An 18,653-nucleotide genomic window follows, 5' to 3' on the forward strand; every position below is an offset into this window, starting at 1 on the left:
GGCGGTGGCGGTGGCGGTGGCGGTGGCGGTGGCGGCGGCGGTGGCGGCGGCGGCGGCGGCGGCGGCGGCGGCGGCGGCGGCGGTGGCGGTGGCGGTGGCGGTGGCGGTGGCGGTGGCAAACGATCGGTGCAGACGCTGGAGATGGCCATCGACGCGCTGGACATCGCCGCGATCCGGCCGTTCTGGAAAGCCGTGCTCGGTTACACCCACGAGCCCTCCGCCGACGGGCCAACGGATCCGATCGTCGATCCGGCCGGGCAGGGGCCACCGGTGTGGTTCCAGCGAATGACCGAACCCCGCCCACAGCGCAACCGCATCCACTTCGACCTCTGCGTCCCCCACGACGAAGCACCGGCCCGGATCGCCCTGGCCCTGGCCGCCGGCGGCCACCTGGTCTCCGACCGGCGAGCCCCGGCCTTCTGGGTACTAGCCGACGCCGAAAACAACGAAATCTGCATAACCACCTGGCAGGGCCGCGACTAGACCAAGCCCCCATGCCCTTGCGTGGGGAGAAACGGCGCGCTCCGCACCCAAACTCCCCACACCGCATGCGACCCCACCTTGCGTGGGGACTTGCGGTTCGCTCCGCACCCAAACTCCCCACACAACTGGCGAACCACGCCTGCGTGGGGAGAAACGGCGCGCACCGCACCCAAACTCCCCACACAGCGTGCGACTCCACGTTGCGTGGGGGATTGCGGCGTTGGGGCGCTAGCGGGGCGCGATCGCGTGGTGCGGTCCGCTGCCGCCCACCCGGGGGCGGCAAGGGTCCGCAACTCAACAATGCGAACCGGCGCCGCCCTGCTCAAGGCCGGAAGGACTCCGCCACCACAGCATCGCGCCCGCGGGTGCCACCTTGGGGCGGCAGGAGCCCGCAGCCGCAGCGGCACGCGCGGGCACTACCCGACAGGGCGAGCCGCGGGGATCCGCAGCCTGTCGGGTGACAGGTAGTGGGCTGCGAACTTGCCTTTGAGCGGGTGCGACTGGGCGGCCGGGCTGAATGCGGCTCCGCGGCCATGCTGGGTGCGGCTGGGCGGCCGGGCTGAGGGTGCGGTGATCGAAGTACGTGGGGTCGTGGAGACTTGGGCCGGCATGGGGATGGTCGGCCACGCCGGGACGACTGTTCGGGGAGGGGTTCTTGGTGGCTGCGTTCTTCGCGGTGATCCTTCTGGTCTTCGGGCTGGTCCACTTCTATCTGTGGAAGCGGCTCGGGCACGACACGCTGCGGCCCGGGTGGCCGCGACGGGTCGGCACAGTGGTGGCCCTGGTGCTGACCGTGCTGGCGCCGACGACGCTGATCGGTGTGCGCGCCGGGTACGTCAAGTGGCTCGCCTGGCCGGGCTACCTGTGGATCGCCGTGATGTTCTACCTGCTCATCGCCCTGCTCGTGCTGGAGATCCCACGCCTGGTCGTGCGGCTGCTGTGGGTGGACCGCGTACGTACCGGAAAAGGTCAAGAAGCGGCAGAAACCCGCAGCGCCGCCGCGGACGGTGAGTCGCCGCGGCCCGAGGCTGTTCCGGTCGCGACCGGCGCGCCGACCGCAACCACCGCCCACGACGCCGAAACCGCTACAAAAACCAAGACAGCCAACGCAAGCGGCGTGACAGACAAGACCGAAGCGACAAGCAACACCGAAGCGCCAAGCGACGGCACAACCGGGATCGATCGGCGGCTGGTGCTCGCGCGGGGTGCGGCGATCTTCGCCGGACTCACCGCCGCGAGTGTCACCGGCTACGGCGTCCGCACCGCCACCAGCGCCCCGCGGATCGACCGCGTGCAGATCCCGATCCCCAAGCTCCCCCGCTCCATGGACGGCACCCGCCTGGCCGTGGTCTCCGACATCCACCTCGGCCCACTGACCGGAATCGGTCACGCCCAGCGCATTACCCGCGTGATCAATTCGGTGGGCGCGGACCTGGTGTGCGTCGTGGGTGACCTTGTGGACGGCAGTGTCGCGGAACTGGGGCGGCTCGCCGAGCCGCTGCGCGGCATCGAGTCCCGGAGGGGCGCCTACTTCGTGACCGGCAACCACGAGTACTACTCCGGCTACCAGGAGTGGGTCGAGGAGGTCGCCGAGCTGGGCATGCGGCCGCTGCGGAACGAGCGCGTCGAGATCGACGGCCTTGACCTGGCCGGGGTCAATGACCTGGGCGGGGAGGAGCACGGCGACCCTGCCGACTTCGCCAAGGCGCTCGGCGATCGGGACACCGCCCGGCCGGTCGTGCTGATGGCGCACCAGCCGCTGGCCGCCAAGGACGCCGCGCCCTACGGCGTCGATCTGCAGCTGTCCGGGCACACCCACAGCGGCCAGATGGCGCCGTTCAACCTCCTCGTGAAACTGCAACAACCGGTAGTCTCCGGCTTCGGACGAGTGGACGGGGTGCCGGTTTACGTGACCAATGGCGCGGGTTTCTGGGGCCCACCGGTTCGCGTGGGCGCGCCGCCGCAGGTCACGGTGGTCGAACTCCGCGTGGCGTAACTCATCAAGATCGGTAAGTGTGTTTGAGCGTGGCGATTCATGCCGGAACCGACGGCCGTGACAGGATGCGAGACGTGGAGGTCAGCCCGGACACGTACGTCGCGGACCTACACATTCATTCGCGGTATTCGCGAGCCTGCAGTCAGAGCCTGACCCTGCCCAACCTGGCGTGGTGGGCTCGGCGCAAGGGAATCGGCCTGCTGGGCACCGGTGACTTCACCCACCCGGCGTGGTTCGAGCACCTCAAGGAGAGCCTGGAACCGGCCGAACCCGGCCTCTACCGGCTCAACGACGAGGACCCGATCACCCAGCGGCTGCCCGGTTCGTTGCGCGGCACCACGCCGGCCCGGTTCATGCTGTCCGTGGAGATCTCCACGATCTACAAGCGGGACGACCGGACCCGCAAGGTGCACCACCTGCTCTACGCGCCCGACTTCGCCTCGGCCGCAAAGATCAACACTGCGCTGGGCCGGATCGGCAACCTGACCGCGGACGGCCGGCCGATCCTCGGCCTGGACTCCCGCGACCTGCTGGAGATCACTCTCGAGGCCGGCGGGTACCTGGTCCCGGCGCACATCTGGACCCCGTGGTTCTCCGCGCTGGGCTCGAAGTCCGGCTTCGACGCGATCGCCGACTGCTACGCCGACCTCGCCCACCACATCACCGCCGTCGAGACCGGGCTCTCCTCCGACCCGGCGATGAACTGGCGGGTCTCCAGCCTGGACAACTACCGCCTGGTCTCGAACTCGGACGCGCACTCCCCCGCCGCGCTGGCCCGCGAGGCCACCCTGTTCACCGGCACCCCCGACTACTTCGCGGTCCGGGACGGCATCGGCCAGGCCGGCACGCTCGAGTTCTTCCCGGAAGAGGGCAAGTACCACGCCGACGGGCACCGCGCCTGCAACGTCAGCTGGGAGCCGGAACGCACCCGGCAGGCCGGCGGCACGTGCCCGCAGTGCGGCCGCCCGCTGACCGTCGGCGTGCTCAGCCGGGTCGAGGACCTGGCCGACCGGCCGGAGGGCTTCGCCCGCGACACGCACGTCGAGCACCTGATCCAGCTGCACGAGATCATCGGCGAGATCCACGGCGTCGGCCCCAAGTCGAAGACCGTCGAGTCGCAGCTCAACCACCTGGTCGCGACGCTCGGCGCGGAGCTGGACATCCTGCGCAAGGTCCCGGTCGACGAGATCGGCAAGGCCGGCGGCGACGAACTGCGCGAGGCCATCTCCCGGCTGCGGCGCGGCGAGGTCCGCCGCATTCCGGGGTACGACGGTGAGTACGGCGTGATCACCCTCTTCGAGCCCGGTGAGCTGCGCAACCGCAACAGCGCTCCGCAGGTCGAGACGCTGTTCGACATGGTCCCGGTGGAGAAGCCGAAGGCCGCCCCTCCCCGCGACGACAAGCCGAAGCCCAAGCCCAAACCGGCGAAGGAGAAGCCGGCCCCGCCGCCGCTCGCCCCGCCGCCCAGCCCGCACGAGCCGTTCGAGCCGATGCTGGCCGGCATGGAAGAGGTCGGCACCGGCCTGTTGGACCGGCTGGACGCGATGCAGCGGGTGGCCGCGTCGGCACCCGGTGGACCGCTGCTGATCGTGGCCGGCCCGGGCACCGGCAAGACCCGGACGCTCACCCACCGGATCGCGTACCTCTGTGCCGAGCTGGGTGTCTTCCCGGAGCGTTGCCTGGCCATCACGTTCACCCGGCGGGCCGCGGCCGAGCTGCGCGAACGGCTGGAGAACCTGCTCGGCGACGTGGCCGAGGACATCACCGTCGGCACGTTCCACGCGCTGGGCCTGACCATCCTGAAGGAGAACGCCAAGGTGGCCGGTCTCGGCACCGGCTGGCGGATCGCCGAGGAGACCGAGCAGAAGCAGGCGCGGGAGCAGGCCGGCGAGGATGACACGGCGTACCGGAAACTCCTGCGTCAGCAGGATCTGGTCGACCTGGACGACCTGATCAGCGTGCCGGTGTCGCTGCTGCGCGACGACACCGCGCTCGTCGAGCGGTACCGCAAGCGCTGGCAGTGGATCTTCGTGGACGAGTACCAGGACGTCGACGACCTGCAGTACGAGCTGCTGCGCCTGCTCAGCCCGGCGGACGGCAACCTGTGCGCGATCGGCGACCCGGACCAGGCGATCTACTCGTTCCGGGGCGCGGACGTGCGTTACTTCCTGCGCTTCAACCAGGACTTCGTCGACGCCCGACTGGTCCGGCTGACCCGCAACTACCGGTCCTCGGCGCCGATCCTGGCCGCCGCGGTGCAGGCCATCCAGCCGACCACGCTGGTCCGTGGCCGCCGGCTGGACCCGGCCCGGCTGGACCCGGAGGCCCCGCTGGTCGGCCGCTATCCGGCGCGCAGCGTCTCGGACGAGGCCGACTTCGTGGTCCGGACCATCGACGAGCTGGTCGGCGGCCTCTCGCACCGGTCGCTCGACTCCGGCCGGGTGGATTCCCGCGCGGCCGTCACCGGCACGCTGTCGTTCTCCGACGTCGCGGTGCTCTACCGCACCGACGCGCAGTCCGGTCCGATCCTGGACGCGCTGCTGCGGGCCGGTGTCCCGGTGCAGAAGCGCTCGCACAACCGGCTGCGGGACCGGCCCGGCGTCCAGGTGATCGCCCGCGAGCTGCGGCACGCCGGTGGGCCGGGCGGTGCGCTGCCGGCCCGGATCAAACTGGCCGCGCAGGTGCTGTCCCAGCGGTATTCGGCGCCGACGCTGGACGGCGGGCAGATCACGCCGGAGGACATCTGGTCGGCGGCTGACCTGCTCACCCCGCTGGGTGAGCGAGCCGGCGAGGACCTGCCGCTGTTCCTGCAGCAGCTGGAGACCGGCGCCGAGGTGGACGCGCTGGACCCGCGGGCCGAGGCGGTCAACCTGCTCACCCTGCACGCCGCCAAGGGCCTGGAGTTCCCGGTGGTGTTCCTGGCCGGCTGCGAGGACGGGCTGCTGCCGCTGCGCTGGCCCGGTTCGACGCCGACCGAGGACGAGATCGCCGAGGAGCGGCGACTGTTCTTCGTCGGGCTGACCCGGGCGCAGGACCGGCTCTACGTCAGCTATTCGGCGAAGCGGTCGCGGCACGGCAGCGAGCGGGAGCAGCAGCCGACGCCGTTCCTGGACGTGATCGATTCCGGGCTGTTCGAGCGGCTCGGCGAGTCCACCCCGTCCCGGCCGAAGGACCGGCAGCTCAGGCTGCTGTGACGAGTACACCGGTCAGGGCACCGAGCAGCAGCGCCGGACCGAACGGGAACACCCGGCCCCGCCGGGTCACCAGCAGGTAGATCGCGGTCAGCCCGCCGAGCAGGTGGGCTGACCCGATCCCGGTCACCACGGCCGGCCACCCGCCGAGCAGGCCGAGCAGCAGCGCCAGCACCGCGCCGAGTTTCACGTCGCCGAACCCGAGGCCCCGCCCGGGCAGCAGGGCGAGTGCCAGATATCCGGCTCCGGTCAGCAGCGCCGCCGCCAGCGCCGGGACTATCCGGTACGGCGTGAGCAGCGCCAACGGCGGCCCCACCCCGAACGCCAGCGTCGCGACCAGCGGGTCGGGCAGCCGTAGCGAGCGCAGATCGGTCAGCGCCAGCAGGACTCCGACCTCGGCGGCGAGCAGCAGCACCGGCAGTTGTGGTGCCGGGCCGAGCCGGACGGCGAGCAGCCCGGCAGCCCCGGCGGCGGACAGAAGCGCAGGTGGACGGCGTGTCAGCGGAAACGCCGCGGCGCACCCGAACACGATCGACAGGATCACGAGAAGGGACGGCACGACCCGGGAAGGTAACGACCCGGGCGGGCGAACACCGGTCGGGTTGTGGACAACACCAGGGGGTGTGATGTGTCCGCAGGCGATTCCCGCACCGTCGCGGCGGGCCGCGCACGATACCGTGGCAGGCGGCGTAAGCGCCCAAAAGCGTCACCCGAGAGCCAGAAAGGAGGATTCCGCGATGTCGCACGACGGCCCGTATTCCGGCCCGCCCTGGTCCGGCGGGCGGCCCGAGGAGCCGTACGCGGAACCCTCCGACCCGTGGGGCGAGAGTGGCCGCGCCGTGCCCGACCCGGCCTGGGACGCCCCGCAGCAGTACACCCCGCAGCCGTCCTGGCAGCAGCAACCGGCGCCCGCCCCGCAGCAGCCGGCACCTGCCCCGCCGCCCTCGCAGCACCGGCGCGGCTTCGCCCTGGGCGCCCTGATCGCGGTGCTCAGCGTGCTGGTCGGCGGTGGTCTCGCCACCACGGTCTGGTTCCTGCTCAGCCGCAACGACGACGCGAAGTCCCCGGTGGCCGCCACGTCCACCGCGGTGGCGACTGTGCCCCGGCCGCAGACCAGTGCCGACGCGCGCTTCGCCACCAAGGGCCAGTGCGTCCGGAACGAGGGCACCAACACCGAGCCCGAGCTGCAGATCGTGGTGTGCGCGTCGAACACCTACGAGGTGTTGAAGCGCATCGACGGCCGGGCCACGGGTGAGAAGGACGCCGTCGCCAAGTGCGGCAAAGTGCCTGGTTACACCAAGTGGTACTACTACGACACCGAGTACGACGACGTCGACTTCGTGCTCTGCCTCCGCGAGTATGGCCCCGTCTAGCAATCTCTAGCCCAAAAGCTAGACAGACGTAGAGCGTCATATCGAACCATCTCTAGCGTTCGTCCTAGATGGCCCGATACTGTGCTACCCGTGGATCCGGTGCGGAACCCGTATGCTCCCGGCGCCGGCCAGCGCCCACCCGAGCTGGCCGGGCGCAGCCGTGAGCTGGACGCGTTCGACGTCGTCCTGGAGCGGGTCGCCCGCGGCCGCCCGGAACGCAGCCTGGTTCTCACCGGCCTGCGCGGCGTCGGCAAGACCGTGCTGCTCAACACGCTGCGCTCGGCGGCGATCGGTCAGCTCTGGGGCACCGGCAAGATCGAGGCCCGGCCCGACCAGTCGCTGCGCCGCCCGGTCTCCGGCGCGCTGCACATGGCGATCCGCGAGCTGGCCCCGCACCACCGCGACCCGGACCGGGTCGACGAGGTGCTGGCCGTGCTCAAGGCGTTCGCGCTGCGCTCCAACGACCCCAACGGCAAGATCCGGGACCGCTGGACGCCCGGCATCGACGTGCCGCCGGCGCGCGGCCGGGCCGACTCCGGCGACATCGAGATCGACCTGGTCGAGCTGTTCACCGATGTCGCCTCGCTGGCCACCGACGTGGGCACCGGGATCGCGCTGTTCATCGACGAGATGCAGGACCTGAGCGGCACCGACGTGTCGGCGCTCTGCGCGGCCTGCCACGAGCTCTCCCAGCTCGGCGCGCCGCTGATCGTGGTGGGCGCCGGGCTGCCGCACCTGCCCGCGGTGCTGTCCGCCGCCAAGTCGTACTCCGAGCGGCTGTTCCGCTATCAACGGATCGACCGGCTCGATCGGGACGCGGCCGACCTGGCGCTCGGTGTGCCGGCCGAGCGGGAGGGCGTGGACTACGACCAGGAGGCGCTCGACCTGCTCTACGAGAAGTCGGGTGGGTATCCGTATTTCGTCCAGGCGTACGGAAAAGCGACCTGGGACCACGCGCCGCAGTCCCCGGTGACCGCGGACGACGTCCGGATGGCCGCGCCGGAGGCGGAGAGCGAGCTGGCGGTCGGCTTCTTCGGCTCGCGCTTCGAGCGGGCCACCCCGGCCGAGCGGGAGTACATGCGGGCGATGGCGGCGCTCTCCAACGACCCCGGCAACGACATGGACGCCGCCGTGCCGACCTCGGAGATCGCGCTGTCGCTGGGCCGTAAGCCGGCCAGCCTGTCGCCGGCCCGGGATGCCCTGATCAAAAAAGGTCTCATCTATTCCGGCGAGCGCGGCACCGTGGCCTTCACCGTCCCGCATTTCGGCCGCTACCTCAGAACACAGCCGGTGTGACCACGCGGTAACGGGTATAAGGGATTTCATGAAGCCCGTCCGTACCGCCGCCCGAGCCATGCTCGCCTCGATCTTCGTGATCAGCGGGGTCCGTGTGCTGATCAAACCCGGCGAGGCCCGGGTCCAAGCCGCCCGCCGGGTCACCGACCGCCTCACCCCGCTGCTGGAGAAGGCCGATCCCCGGCTGCCCTCGGACGCGGAAACGCTGGTCCGGCTGAAGGCCGGCGCCGACGTGCTGGCCGGGCTGGCCCTGGCGACCGGGCGGTTCACCCGGCCGGCCGCCGCGGTGCTGGCCGCCGGACTGGTGCCGACCACGTATGCCGGCCACCCGTTCTGGGCCGTCCCGAAGGACCGCCGCGCCGACCAGCAGATCCACTTCCTGAAGAACCTGGGGCTGCTCGGCGGGCTGCTGCTCGCCGCGGCCGACACCGAGGGCGAGCCGAGCCTGCGCTATCGGGCCGGTCACGCGGTGGACCGCAGCCAGCGCGAGCTCAGCCACGCGGTGGACCGCAGCCAGCGCCGGCTCAGCCAGGCGGTGGACCGGTCCCGGCGGTCGGCCCGGCGCGCGGTGCGCACCGCCAAGCGGGAAGCCAAGATCGCCGCGCTCTCGGCGGCCACCGCCCGCAAGCTGCCCGGCTGATCAAAATCGGGCGCGAAACGCACCTCTTGTGCGCGAACCGCATGTACGAATTGTCTAGATAACAACCTTAATGCGGCCTTTGCGTTAAAGCGGACGAGGGGCCGCACGGACGGTCTGCGCCTTCTAAGCTCGCTTCCGCCCGGCAACGAAACCTGCCGCCCTTGCGGCGGCAGGCCGTGCCGTGCCCGGAGGACGAGACGGGGGGTCGCGCCATGCCGGTCATCCAACGACGCGCGCTTCGCGCTGCGCAAAGCAGGTCCGCGCTGGTCACGCTGGGCGTTTTAGGCACCCTCGCGCTGATCGCGATCGCCCTTTCCCGGTACGGCCTGAGCACCCTGGCCGTCACCCACTCCGCCGTCCGCGACTGGTTGCACGGCGCGGAGCTGTACGCGTACCGCGAACCGGTCAGCCAAGCCGGAGCCGCGCTGCCTCCCGCACTCGCCATCCTCCTCGCGCCCCTGGTGCTCCTGCCGCTGCGCGCCGCCGGCTGGATCCTGGCCCTCAGCGGTGTCGCGGCCCTGCTGCTCGCCACCGTGGTGCTGGCCGGCCCGATCGCCCGCCGGTACGGCCGCCGCCGCACCCCACTGGTCCTCGCCGCGGCCGGGCTCGCCCTGCTCACCGAACCGGTCCGGGCCGCACTCGGCGAGGGGCGCCCGGAGCTGCTGCTGTTCGGCCTCGTGGTGGCGGACCTGGTGGCGTTGCGCCGGGCCCGCCGCGCCCAGTGGTGGCGCACCGACCGGCACCTGCCGCTGGCCGACCGGATTCGGCAGACCTGGGCCGACGGCTCCTGGGCCGGCGTCGGCACCGGACTGGCCGCCGCGTTCGCGGTCACCCCGATCTTCTTCCTGGCCGGTCTGCTCGTGCTGCGGCAGCGCCGGGCCGCCCTGACCGCGCTGACCACCGCGGTCACCACCACGCTCGCCGGGCTGTTGTTCGCCCCGCGCGAGACGATCACCTGGTTCGGCGACACGCTCTGGGAACTGAACCGGACCGAGCCCCTCAACGACGCCGCCAACCAGGCCCTGGCCGGCGTGCTGGCCCGGCTCTACGGCTTCCCGGCGCCGCCGGTGCTGGTCTGGCTGTCGTTCGGGGTGCTGCTGCTGGCGGTCGGGCTGATCCGGGCCCGCTCCGCCTACGCCGAGGGTGACGAGGTCGCCGCGTTCACGATGATCGGTATGGCCGCCGCGGCGTTCGGCCCGATGACCACGCCGGCCGAGCTGATCTGGCTGGTCCCGGCGGTGCTGGTGCTGGCCGACGGCGCGATCCACCGTGGCACCGACATCCGCCGCACCCGCAAGATCCGCCGCGGCGAGGCGCTCCTCGGCGCGGCCGCCATCTCCGGCTACGCCCTCCTGCTCGCCGCCCCCGCCGACCTGCTGGCCATCAACGGATACGCACTAGCCCTGATCGTCCTGGTCAGCGCCCTACCCTGGCGCCCGGCCCCAGCCACCACCCAGCGCCCCGGCCACCCAGCCCGCCGCTCCGCCGCCATCCCAGTCCCCCGCGGCGGCTGACCCCCTCCACCGGCGCAAGGTTGTCGTCAGCTCCCGGCCAACCCTCCGCCGGCGCAAGGTTGTCGTCGGCTCGGGCGCCCTATTTGGTACGAATATGGAGCGCTCGCCCGCAGGCTACAAGCCGAGTCCCGCCCGTGAGGCCACCGCGACGCCGCTGCCACCCCGGACCGCAGCGCGCCGCAGTGCCCCGGCTGGCCCTGAGGGGTGCCTCAAGGGCCGGGAGACACCCCTGAGCACCAGCCGAAGACGGGCGGCTGGCCCTGAGGGGTGCCTCGGAACCTCGGACACACCCCTGAGAGCCAGCCAGAGCTTCGCGGCGCGCCGCGGTCCCGGGTAAGCGGCGGCCTCGCGCGGCAAACCGGCCCAGCTCACGGCCGCGGCTGGCGCTGAGGGGTGTCTCCAAGGGCTGGAGGCACCCCTGAGTACCAGCCGACGACGGGAGGCGCGCTGCGGTCCAGGGTGGGCCGGGCCTCGCGTCGGCCTCACGGGCGGGACTCGGCTTGTAGCCTGCGGGCTAGCGCTCCATATTCGTACCAAATGGGGGTTGAAGATGGGTTATGGGCAGTTCACCCATTCTTCGGCGCCGTCTGCGAAGACCTGGCGTTTCCAGATCGGGAGGCGGGCCTTGGCCTCGTCGACCAGGCGGCCGCACGCTTCGAACGCGGCCGCGCGGTGGGCCGTGCTGACCGAGGCCACCAGCGCCACGTCGCCGATCTGCAGGACGCCGACCCGGTGCGAGACCGCGACCGCGTAGACCGCCGGGTCGGCGGCGATCTCCTCGGCGACCTCGCGCAGGACCGCGGCCGCGGACGGATGGCCCTCGTATTCCAGCAGCGTGACACCGCGCCCGTGGTCGTGATCGCGGACCACGCCCTGGAACGAGACGACCGCGCCGGCCCGCCGGTCGGCGACCGCGGCCTCGTGCGCGGCCAGGTCGAGCGGGGTGTCCAGCACCTCGGCGAGGATCACCGGGCTGGTGCGGTTCTCGGTGGTCATGCTCGCTCTCCGGGCAGCAACGGAAGGGGCAGGAAGGGCACCAGGTCGCCGGCCGCGACCTTGACACCGGGCCGGACCACGACGAAGCCGTGCGCGTTGGCCAGGCCGCGCAGCATCGCCGAGCCGACGTGGCCGACCGGGGCGGCGGTCCGGCCGGTCGGGTCCAGGGCGGCCAGCGCCAGGTGCGTGTCGCGGCCGCGGCCGGGCACCGGGACGGCCGCCTCGACCAGCGGCAGGTCGCTGGTGAACGGGCGGCCGGCCAGCCCGGCGAGCAGCGGGGCGACCAGGCTGATCAGGGCGATCACCGCGGACTGCGGGTTGCCGGGCAGGCCGGCGAGGAAGCGCGGGCGGCCGTCCGGGCCGGGGACCCGGGCCAGCAGCATCGGGAAGCCGGGGCGGACCCCGACCGTGTTCACCAGGTATTCGGCGCCCAGCTCGGCCAGCGCCGGGTGCAGGTGGTCGACCGGGCCGTGCATGGTGCCGCCGGTGGTGCAGACCAGATCAGCGGTGTCCAGTGCGGAGCGGATCGCGTCCAGGTGCGCGTCGAGGGTGTCCTTGACCGGGCCGGACACCGCGGTGATCGTCGCGCCGTAGCGCCGCAGCCAGGCCGGGACCTGCGGGCCGAGCGAGTCACGGACCCGACCGGCGCCGGGCGGGCCGGCGGTGAGCAGCTCGTCGCCGAAGACGAGCAGGGCGGCACGCGGCTCGGGCCGTACGGTCAAGGTCTCATAACCGCAGGTGGCGGCGACCCCGATGACGGCCGGGTCGACGGCCGCGCCAGCCGGCAGCAACTCCTCGCCGAGCTCGGCCTCCTCCCCCGGCAGGCGCCACTCCGGCATCGGCCGCGGGGTGCCGGTGACCCGGCCGTCCGCGCCGGTGACCGACTCCTCGACCCGGATCAGGGCGGCAGCGCCGTCCGGCACCATCGCGCCGGTGGCGATCTCGACGCAGACGCCGTCCTCGGTCAGCGGTGGTGGCGTGCCGCCGGCCAGCACCCGGCCGACCGGCCGCCAGGGGCCGGTGCCGCGCACCGCCCAGCCGTCGATGCTCGACGTCGGGAACGCCGGCAGGGCGGTGAGCGCCCGCAACGGCTCGGCCAGGGTGCGGCCGTCGCCGGCCGTCAGGGGAATCCGCTCGGCGCCGGCCGAGGCGGCGAGACCGGCCTGGTAGGCCAGCTCCCTGGCCTGCTCCCAGCCGACCGGGGTGTTCACGTCAGCGCTCACCGGTCGAGCCTAATGCGCTAGTGGTCGCCGCCGCGGATCTGGTCGACGGTGTGTGCAAGGAGTGGACCCAGGACCGCGAGACCGTCCTTGGCGCCGCCGGTCGAGCCGGGCAGGTTCACGATCAGGGTCCGGCCGGCCACCCCGGCGAGGCCACGGGAGAGCGCGGCCGCCGGGACCTTGTCGCGGCTGTACGCCCGGATCGCCTCGGCGATGCCCGGCACCTCGAAGTCGAGCAGCCCACGGGTCGCCTCCGGGGTCCGGTCGGTCGGGGTGACCCCGGTCCCGCCGCTGGTCAGGATCACGTCCACGCCGTCCGCGAGCGCGGCCCGCAGCGCCTCGGTGACCGGGTCGCCGTCCGGGACCACGACCGGTTCGCCCACCTCGCAGCCGAGTTCGCGCAGGCCGGTGACCAGGCGGGGGCCGCTGGTGTCGGCGTAGACCCCGGCAGCGGCCCGGTTCGACGCGACGATCACTCGGGCGCGGATCGTCATGGCCGGTCCTCCGGGCGTACCCAGTCTCCGGTCTTTCCGCCCTCTTTGCGGAGCACCCGGACCGACTCGATGCTTGCCGCCGGGTCCACCGCCTTGATCATGTCGATCATCGTGAGGCCGGCCGTGGCCACCGCGGTGAGCGCCTCCATCTCGACCCCGGTGCGGTCGGCGGTCTTGGTGGTCGCGGTGATCTCCACCGAGTCGGTGCCGAGCGCCAGCTCGACAGTGACACCGTGCAGCCCGATCGGGTGACAGAGCGGGATGAGGTCGGGGGTGCGCTTGGCCCCCATGATCCCGGCGAGCCGGGCGACCGCCAGCGCGTCGCCCTTCGGCAGGTTCTCGCCCCGGAGCAGTTCGATCACCGCGGGCGTGGTGCGGACCGAGCCGGCCGCGACCGCGCGGCGGACGCTCACCGCCTTGGCGGACACGTCGACCATCCGGGCTGCGCCGGTCTCGTCGACGTGCGTCAGGTGCTTTTCCTGGGGCATACCGGGAGCTTATAGAGCGTTCGACGTAACCGCGTTCGCATCAACGCCCGATTGGCTTCACACTTTGTCCACACCGCCTTCGCAGAGTTCCGCCACTGCTCAGGGACCCTGCCGGGGTGGAATGAAAATAGTAATCGGAACTTATTACCATCGCTTTCCGTTGCCATTCGGAAACTGTCGGTGACGAAATGCTGAGCGCTTTCCGCATCATGCTCAAAACGACACGATTCACTAGAAACCGGACCGCTGCGCGCCTATCTTCGATCTCGTCGCGACACAAGAGAACGCCAGCTCGTTAGTGGAACCGGACCCGTTCGCGGGGGATTCCACCGACGTCGAGATGAGGAGAACGCCATGCGTAGCGGCGACTGGGGCTGAACCACAGTGATGCGCAAAACGGCGCAGATGAATAGCCTGGAACCCTGAGCTACGGCTCAGTTGCGTTCGGCGACAAGGATGTCATGCCTGACACCAGCTTCAACGACGACGCGACCGATCGGCGGCTTCGGCTGCTCATCGGTCTCGTCGTCGTGTTGGGGCTCGGCGCCTCGGCCTGGTGGATCTCCTACCTGCACCACCACCCGGCGCCGACCCCCTCGATCGCCGTCCTGACGCTGCTCTGCCTGACCGTGGCGGCGGCCTACCGCTTCCGCGTCTCGGTCCGGGTGCGGTCCAGCGTGGACGGCCTGGCCTGGGCCGAGATGCCGGTGCTGGTCGGGCTGGCGCTCGTGCCGACACCGTGGGTCGCGCTGTGCGCGGCGATCGGCGTCGGCATCGTCCGGCTGCTGACCCGGGCCGGAGCACAGAAAACCGTCTTCGCGGTGGCCAAGGAGGCGCTGACCGCCGGCGCGGCCGGCGCGATCTTCGCGGCCTACGGGGTCCAGCCGAGCGTCACCGACCCGTACGTCCCGGTGGGGGTGCTGGTCGCCGCGCTCACCGTGTTCACCCTCGTCGACCAGCTGGTCTTCATCCCGGTGGTGGCGACCGGCACCCGCACCAGCGTGCTGGCGGCCGCCCGGCGCAACTGGATCGGCAAGGTCATCGGGTACCTCGGCCAGCTCGGTGCCACCCTGCTGGTGCTCTGGGTGCTGTCCAGTGACGCGAACGTGCTGCTCCTGCTGGTCGCTCCGCTCGTTGTGGCTTGCATGTACCTGTGGCAGTCCCGCAGCTCCCGCACCCGCGAGGAGCGCGAGTCGTGGCAGCGCCTGGCCCGGGCCACCGACGAGCTCAACGCCGTCGACCTCACCCAGGTCCTGCACTCCGCGACGACCCGCGCCGCACAGATCTTCTCGGCCGTCGAGGCGGTCATCGACCTGACCACCGGGGGCATCGGGCGTACCGTCCGGGCCACCGAGGACCACGTGCTGACCGACGGCCCGCCCGCGATCGGACCGGCCCGCGCCGACGAGACCACTGTGGATCTCGTCGCGCACGAGGGCGGGGCCCGGGTGGGCGTGCTGCGGTTGCGGTTCGGCGGGACGGTGCGGCTCACCGAGTTCGAGCAGTACAAATTGCGTACGTTCACCTCGGCCGTCTGCACCGCCATCCGTAACGCGCAGGCGTACGCCGAGCTCGAACGCATCGCGGCGGAGAACGCCTACGCCGCCGCACACGACCCGCTCACCGGCCTGGCCAACCGCCGCCACCTGTACGAACAGGCCGAGCGCCGATGCCAGGACACCTCGCCGGACGGCCTCGTCGCCCTGCTGATCATCGACCTGAACCACTTCAAAGAGGTGAACGACACGTTGGGCCACGCGGCCGGCGACGACGTGCTGCGTGAGGTGGCCCGCCGGCTGGACGAGGCGGCCCCGCCCGGTGACCTGGTCGCCCGGCTGGGTGGCGACGAGTTCGCGGTGCTGCTCACCGGCCTGCCCACCCCCGCCCTGGCCAACCACCGGGCCACCGCGATGCTCGCCGCCCTCGAGCCCAGCATCGAGGTCGAAGGCATGCGGATCACCGTCGAGGCGGCCGGCGGCATCGCGCTGGCCGTCGGCACCGGCAGCGTCGAGGAGCTGATGCGGCGCGCCGACATCGCCATGTACCAGGCGAAACGCGCCGGCGAGCCGACCATGATCTACGCGCACGCCCGGGACACCTCGGACGTCGAGCGGCTGATGCTCACCGGCGAGTTGCGCCGAGCGGTCAGCGAGCACGAGTTCACCGTGGACTTCCAGCCGATCGTCGATCTCGGCAGCGGCGAGGTGGTCTCGGCCGAGGCCCTGGCCCGCTGGCACCACCCCGACCAGGGTGATCTCACCACCGTGCAGTTCCTCGAGACGGTGGAGCGGTCCGGTCAGCTGCCGGCGTTCGCCGACGCCGTGCTGGAGCAGTCGCTGCTGGCCATGCAGAGCTGGCGGGCGGCCGGGTTCGACCTGCCGGTGGCGGTGAACGTGTCACCGCGCAGCCTGCTCGACCCGGACTTCCCGGCCGCCGTGCTGGCCCGGCTCGAACGCCACGACGTGTCACCCGGTCAGCTGGTCCTGGAGCTCGCCGAGACCCTCACCATCAGCCAGCTCGACGTGGTCGAACGGGTGCTCGCCGAGCTGCGCAACGCCGGGGTCCGGCTGGCCGTCGACGACTTCGGGACCGGGGTCTCCTCGCTCTCTGTGCTCTCCCGCATCCCGGTGCACCAACTCAAGATCGACAGCGAGTTCGTGGCGTCCGTGGAGACCTCGACGGAGGCGGCCGCAGTCGTCCGGACCACCGTCGACCTGGCCCGCAATCTGCACCTCACGGTCGTCGCCGAGGGCGTGGAGAGCGAGCCGCAGCGGCGGGCGCTCTGGGCGCTGGGTTGCACGGCCGGTCAGGGCCACCTGTTCGCCCGGCCGCTGTCCGCGGCCCGGTTCCTCGGCACGCTGCAGCGCGGGTCCGGCGGGCGGCCCGGCGTGCTGGCATCGGCGCTGCACGATGCCGGGTCGGTGGTGCGGATGCCGGTCCGCAGGTCGGCCGGGCCAGGGAGATCTTCTCTGCCACACTTGCCGGCGTGACACAACCCGCCGGCGGACTGCTCGGGCGCATCGACCGGGCGGCCGGTGGACTGGCGGCCGACTTGGGGCTGTACCTGATCTCGGCCACGTTCGCCCTGGTCACCGCGCTGACGTCGACGCTGTTGCCGCATCGGGCCTGGGGGTTGATCGCCGCGTGGGGCTATCTGGCCGCAGCGCTGCTGGTGCTCGGGCAGATGCTGCTGCGCCGTACCGCGTTCGCCGCGGATCGCTTCCGGGCCGGGCTGACCTGGCTGACCTGGTCGGCTGTCGCGCTGGTGCCGCTGGTCGTGGAGGCGGTGCAGCGGGCCGGCGGGCGCACCGACCGGGCGCAGGAAGAGGTGCTGGTCGTCGAGTCGATGGGCCGGTCGCTGCTGGAGCACGGGACGCCGTACCTGAGTCGCGCTGAGATCGCCGCCATTCCGCTCGACGAGCGCTTGATGGGCTACCGGCCGTACCAGCCCGGCATGGCGATCTTCGGCCTGCCGCGGGCGTTCGCCGGTGACCACTGGTGGACCGACGCGCGGATCTGGTTCGCGCTGGTCACGGTGGTCGCGCTGGTCACGGCCCTGCGTTTTTGCAACCCCTTTCCGGTACGGGCGATCCAGGCGGCAACCGTCCTCCCGGTGACCGCACTGACCCTGGCGACGGGCGGCGACGACATCCCGGTGCTCGCACTGTGCCTGCTCGCGCTGGCCCTGGCCGCCGGCGGTCGATTCGGCTGGTCCGGTGTCGCGGTCGGTCTTGCCGCGTCCGCCAAGCTGTTCGCCTTCCCGGTCGTCGCGGTGCTGGTCGTGCTGGCCGTGGTCAGCGGCCGGGGCCGTCGCATGCTTCCGTTCGCGCTCGGCCTGCCGATCCTGGCCCTGTTCCCGCCGCTGCTGGTGAACGCGGACTCGCTGATCGAGAACGTGCTCCGGTTCCCGCTCGGGCACGGCCTGGTGACCAGCCCGGCGCAGTCACCGTTCCCCGGCTACCTGATCGCCGAGAACCTGCCCGGCGGACACATCCTGGCCGGCGGGCTGCTCGGCGTCGCGGCCCTGGTGATCGCGTGGCGGCTGGTGCGGCACCCGCCCCGCGACGCCGGCGCCGCCGCGCTGTTCTGCGGGTGGGGTCTGCTCGCCGCGATCCTGCTGATGCCCACCACCCGGTTCGGGTACCTGCTCTACCCGGTGGCGCTGCTGCTCTGGGCGCCGGCCCTTTCTCTTCCGGCGGGCCCTCTTCTGGCTGGTCCACAGAAAGCGCACAGGTTCTTCCGCCCCATCGGATGACACAGCCTTGTACCGTCAATGAGATGCAGATGACCTGTCCCAAGTGCCACGGTGAGATGCGGGTCTACGAGCGCAGCGGCGTCACGATCGACCAGTGCACGGAATGCCGCGGCATCTTCCTTGACCGTGGCGAGCTGGAAAAACTCTTCACCGCTGAGGCCAACTTCAACCGTTCTTCGTCGGCGCCGGGCCCTGCCTCGCACACCCCGCCGCCGCCCCCGCCGCCGCAGCAGCAGCCGCATGGCGGCCACGGTGGGTATGCTCCGCCGCCCCCGCCGCCCTACGGCGCCCCGGTTCACCACGCCCCGCCGGTCGCCTACCCGCCGGCCGCGCACTACCCGCCGGCCGCGCCGCGTTACGGACACCACGGCCACTACCGCCAGCACCACGGCCACTACCGTCGCCGGGGCTTCCTCCACGACCTGTTCGACTGATCGCTCTCGTTCGGTAGTCCTGCTCATTTGCTGACCGACCCGCTCCAGCCCGGTTCCCCCGGGCCGGGGCGGGTCGTCGCGCATCCAGGCCGGGCCGGTCGTCGCGTCCCGGCCAAGGCGGGTCGTCGCGCATCCCGACCGGGCCGGTCGTCGCGCCCCGGCCGGGCCGGGCGGGCGAGTCGTCGCGCGTTCAGGCGGCGGTCGCGGCGGATCGTCACTCAGGGTCTTGTTCCGGCCATTCCCGAATTTCTCCCCACCCTGATCGCCGAGGCG

The 18,653-nt window shown here is 71.9% G+C and carries 15 protein-coding genes; 10 read left to right on the forward strand and 5 right to left on the reverse strand.

The genetic code is table 11. From position 1 onward, the window contains the following. The 3 genes from Apa02nite_RS13195 to Apa02nite_RS13205 form a co-directional block, all read left to right on the forward strand. The coding region (locus Apa02nite_RS13195; protein WP_275412461.1) for a VOC family protein at positions 1-483 on the forward strand (483 nt) is incomplete at its 5' end. Between the two features lie 655 nt (positions 484-1,138). Beyond that, positions 1,139-2,479, forward strand: coding sequence for a metallophosphoesterase (locus Apa02nite_RS13200; protein WP_239164290.1), 1,341 nt, complete (start codon positions 1,139-1,141; stop codon positions 2,477-2,479). 65 nt (positions 2,480-2,544) lie between these two features. Beyond that, positions 2,545-5,673, forward strand: a complete 3,129-nt coding sequence (locus Apa02nite_RS13205; RefSeq protein ID WP_203825278.1) for a UvrD-helicase domain-containing protein — start codon at positions 2,545-2,547, stop codon at positions 5,671-5,673. On the opposite strand, the gene Apa02nite_RS13210 is transcribed toward Apa02nite_RS13205, so the two are convergent. Further along, positions 5,660-6,229, reverse strand: a complete 570-nt coding sequence (locus Apa02nite_RS13210) for a prepilin peptidase (RefSeq protein WP_239164291.1) — start codon at positions 6,227-6,229, stop codon at positions 5,660-5,662. The two genes, Apa02nite_RS13205 and Apa02nite_RS13210, sit on opposite strands and share 14 nt — an antisense overlap. 178 nt (positions 6,230-6,407) lie before the next feature. Between Apa02nite_RS13210 and Apa02nite_RS13215 the strand changes: the two genes are divergently transcribed. The 4 genes from Apa02nite_RS13215 to Apa02nite_RS13230 all read left to right on the forward strand — a co-directional run bounded on the left by Apa02nite_RS13215 (position 6,408) and on the right by Apa02nite_RS13230 (position 10,493). Continuing rightward, a complete protein-coding gene (locus Apa02nite_RS13215; protein ID WP_203825279.1) occupies positions 6,408-7,043 on the forward strand; it encodes an LppU/SCO3897 family protein in 636 nt (211 codons plus the stop codon). A gap of 90 nt (positions 7,044-7,133) precedes the next feature. Beyond that, a complete protein-coding gene (locus tag Apa02nite_RS13220) occupies positions 7,134-8,339 on the forward strand; it encodes an ATP-binding protein (protein WP_067702131.1) in 1,206 nt (401 codons plus the stop codon). A 28-nt stretch (positions 8,340-8,367) separates the two neighbouring features. After that, complete coding sequence (locus tag Apa02nite_RS13225) at positions 8,368-8,979, forward strand: DoxX family membrane protein (protein ID WP_067702129.1); 612 nt, start codon at positions 8,368-8,370, stop codon at positions 8,977-8,979. 212 nt (positions 8,980-9,191) lie between these two features. After that, positions 9,192-10,493: a glycosyltransferase family 87 protein gene (locus Apa02nite_RS13230; RefSeq protein WP_067702125.1), complete on the forward strand. Its 1,302-nt coding sequence runs from the start codon at positions 9,192-9,194 to the stop codon at positions 10,491-10,493. A gap of 555 nt (positions 10,494-11,048) precedes the next feature. Here the strand turns inward: Apa02nite_RS13230 and Apa02nite_RS13235 are convergent. The 4 genes from Apa02nite_RS13235 to moaC are packed head-to-tail and all read right to left on the reverse strand — an operon-like array spanning position 11,049 to position 13,691. Continuing rightward, entirely contained in the window at positions 11,049-11,489 is a 441-nt protein-coding gene (locus Apa02nite_RS13235; RefSeq protein ID WP_067702122.1) for a molybdenum cofactor biosynthesis protein MoaE, read from the reverse strand. Continuing rightward, positions 11,486-12,712 carry a molybdopterin molybdotransferase MoeA gene (locus tag Apa02nite_RS13240; RefSeq protein ID WP_239164292.1) on the reverse strand — a complete coding sequence of 409 codons (1,227 nt, stop codon included), beginning with the start codon at positions 12,710-12,712 and terminating at the stop codon, positions 11,486-11,488. The genes Apa02nite_RS13235 and Apa02nite_RS13240 overlap by 4 nt, the downstream gene beginning before the upstream one ends. A gap of 17 nt (positions 12,713-12,729) precedes the next feature. Continuing rightward, entirely contained in the window at positions 12,730-13,203 is a 474-nt protein-coding gene (locus Apa02nite_RS13245; RefSeq protein WP_203825280.1) for a MogA/MoaB family molybdenum cofactor biosynthesis protein, read from the reverse strand. Then, positions 13,200-13,691, reverse strand: coding sequence for a cyclic pyranopterin monophosphate synthase MoaC (moaC, locus tag Apa02nite_RS13250; protein WP_067702114.1), 492 nt, complete (start codon positions 13,689-13,691; stop codon positions 13,200-13,202). Before moaC ends, Apa02nite_RS13245 begins: the two co-directional genes overlap by 4 nt. A gap of 461 nt (positions 13,692-14,152) precedes the next feature. Here moaC and Apa02nite_RS13255 point away from each other — a divergent pair, with 461 nt between their 5' ends. From Apa02nite_RS13255 to Apa02nite_RS13265, 3 genes are read left to right on the forward strand one after another with little or no spacing between them, the layout of a single operon-like run. Beyond that, positions 14,153-16,681, forward strand: coding sequence for a putative bifunctional diguanylate cyclase/phosphodiesterase (locus tag Apa02nite_RS13255; protein ID WP_203825281.1), 2,529 nt, complete (start codon positions 14,153-14,155; stop codon positions 16,679-16,681). Continuing rightward, positions 16,678-17,946: a glycosyltransferase 87 family protein gene (locus Apa02nite_RS13260; RefSeq protein ID WP_239164293.1), complete on the forward strand. Its 1,269-nt coding sequence runs from the start codon at positions 16,678-16,680 to the stop codon at positions 17,944-17,946. The genes Apa02nite_RS13255 and Apa02nite_RS13260 overlap by 4 nt, the downstream gene beginning before the upstream one ends. 23 nt (positions 17,947-17,969) lie before the next feature. Next, the gene (locus tag Apa02nite_RS13265; protein ID WP_067702108.1) at positions 17,970-18,380 is read left to right on the forward strand and encodes a TFIIB-type zinc ribbon-containing protein; all 411 of its coding nucleotides are present in this window, start codon (positions 17,970-17,972) and stop codon (positions 18,378-18,380) included. Positions 18,381-18,653 lie beyond the last annotated feature (273 nt).

This window comes from Actinoplanes palleronii (assembly GCF_016862315.1).
GTDB classification, from domain to species: Bacteria; Actinomycetota; Actinomycetes; order Mycobacteriales; family Micromonosporaceae; genus Actinoplanes; species Actinoplanes palleronii.